This window comes from Pseudoalteromonas sp. GABNS16E (genome assembly GCF_028598715.1).
Lineage (GTDB): Bacteria > Pseudomonadota > Gammaproteobacteria > Enterobacterales > Alteromonadaceae > Pseudoalteromonas > Pseudoalteromonas atlantica.
Window position 1 is genome coordinate 1 of the sequence record NZ_JAQREZ010000114.1, and the last position, 1,958, is coordinate 1,958.

Annotated in this window: 1 protein-coding gene; it reads right to left on the reverse strand. The window is 39.5% G+C overall.

Annotated elements, in window-relative coordinates; translation table 11 throughout:
* Positions 1 to 157 precede the first annotated feature (157 nt).
* The gene (locus PSI06_RS20820; protein ID WP_024033645.1) at positions 158 to 1,573 is read right to left on the reverse strand and encodes an alanine/glycine:cation symporter family protein; all 1,416 of its coding nucleotides are present in this window, start codon (positions 1,571 to 1,573) and stop codon (positions 158 to 160) included.
* Positions 1,574 to 1,958 lie beyond the last annotated feature (385 nt).

The window sequence follows — 1,958 nt, forward strand, 5'->3', positions numbered from 1 at the left end:
TGCGGTGTCTAAAGCTGTTTTAATATTCATAAAAAAATCCGATGGCAAATGCTCATCGGATTCTTACATCTATAGAAGATCGGTCAACTGATCATTAAAATATTTCTTAACTGATCGGCATTAAGCTAATGCTCGCTTAATAATTTTTAATTTAGCGTTACTTCCACGCGTTAGGATCAACCTCTTTAGCAAGCTTAGGGTGCTTGTCTTTGTCAAACGTAGGTAATACGCCTTGCTTGTTTTGCGCGTTGTAATCTTTTGATAACCACACAACAACGCCTGAAAGCATAAACAGTGCAACCACGTTTACAATAGCCATTAGGCCCATAGAAATGTCAGCAAGTGTCCAAATAATACCTAGTTCACCAATGGCACCAAACATAACCATACCTAATACAAGTAATCTAAATATAAACATTCCTTTAGTAGAGTTGTGCTCTAAAAACATTAGGTTTGTTTCGGCATATGAGTAATTCGCGACAATAGAGGTAAATGCAAAAAACAAAATGGCAATGGCAATAAAGTAAGTACCCCAGTCACCTACGTGCTCTTGTAGTGCAGCTTGCGTTAACTCTATTCCTAATACACCCGATTCAGGCACAAGTTGATTAGACAGTAAGATTAATGAGGCAGTGGCTGTACAAATCACAATAGTATCTATAAATACACCTAGCATTTGCACATACCCTTGCGAGGCTGGGTGCGGTGGATAAGGTGTTGCCGTTGCTGCGGCATTGGCTGCGCTACCCATACCGGCTTCGTTTGAAAACAAACCGCGCTTAATACCTTGGATCATAGCTTGCGTTACACCATAGCCAATTGCACCGGCGCCTGCTTGCTCTAAACCAAATGCACTTTTTATTATAAGTACAATAACATCAGGCAGGGCAGTAAAGTTAATCGCACATACATATATAGCAACTAGCAAATAGGCAAGCGCCATAAATGGAACAACCATTTCGGCAAAACGTGATATTGTTTTTAATCCACCAAAAATAATGATGCCAGAGCCAATTACAAGTGCAATGCCTACTATATACTTAGGTACATCAAACGCTACTTCAAATGCGGCAGCAATAGAGTTTGACTGTACAGCATTAAATACCAGGCCAAAGGCTAAAATCAAGCACAATGAAAACAACACACCCATCCAGCGTTTGCCTAAACCTCGTTCCATATAATAAGCAGGGCCGCCTCTAAAGTTGCCATCAGCATCTTTAGTTTTGTAAGCTTGTGCTAAGGTACTTTCTGCAAAGCTAGTTGCCATACCTATTAAAGCAATCAGCCACATCCAAAATATAGCCCCAGGGCCACCTAAATAAAGTGCCACGGCAACACCGGCCATATTACCTGTTCCAACACGCGCCGCTAAAGAAGTACAAAAAGCCTGAAAAGAAGAAATCTCATCTCCACCACATTTACGTGAGCCAAACATAACTTTAAACATATGAGGGAATTGTACAAATTGAATAAAGCCTAACCGAATGGTAAAAAAGACACCTGCTGCTATTAATAAGTAGACGAGAACTTGGCCCCAAAGTAAGGCACTTATACTATTTATTATATCTGTCATGAATACTACCTAAGTACATGAGTTGAAAAAGTGCTGGCAACTTACCATAACAAATCAAAAGAGTTTAGTTTTAAAAGCAAAAAAGCAGCCTTATCCACAGGCTTTTGTGGGTAACATGTGTTTTTAATGTGGGGTTCTTATGGGTATAAATTAAATGCAGTTTTATTCAATAAAACGCTTGCGTATAAAACGTTTCTCCCTATAATGCGACCCCACTGAGACGGCAGAGCGCAACGCATAGCGAGGTACGAGCTATTCAGTGAGTTGAGTAAAACTTAGTTTTAAAAACTTTCAAGTTTAACAAAATTAAGTGTTGACAAAAAAATAGGAAAGCGTAAGATGCGCAGCCCTAGCGAGATAAAGTTTAACGCTTTAATCGCAACGT

Bases quoted from the DNA above. Each gene is read 5' to 3' on its own strand.
- PSI06_RS20820 (WP_024033645.1), bottom strand. From the start codon at position 1,573: ATGACAGATATAATAAATAGTATAAGTGCCTTACTTTGGGGCCAAGTT.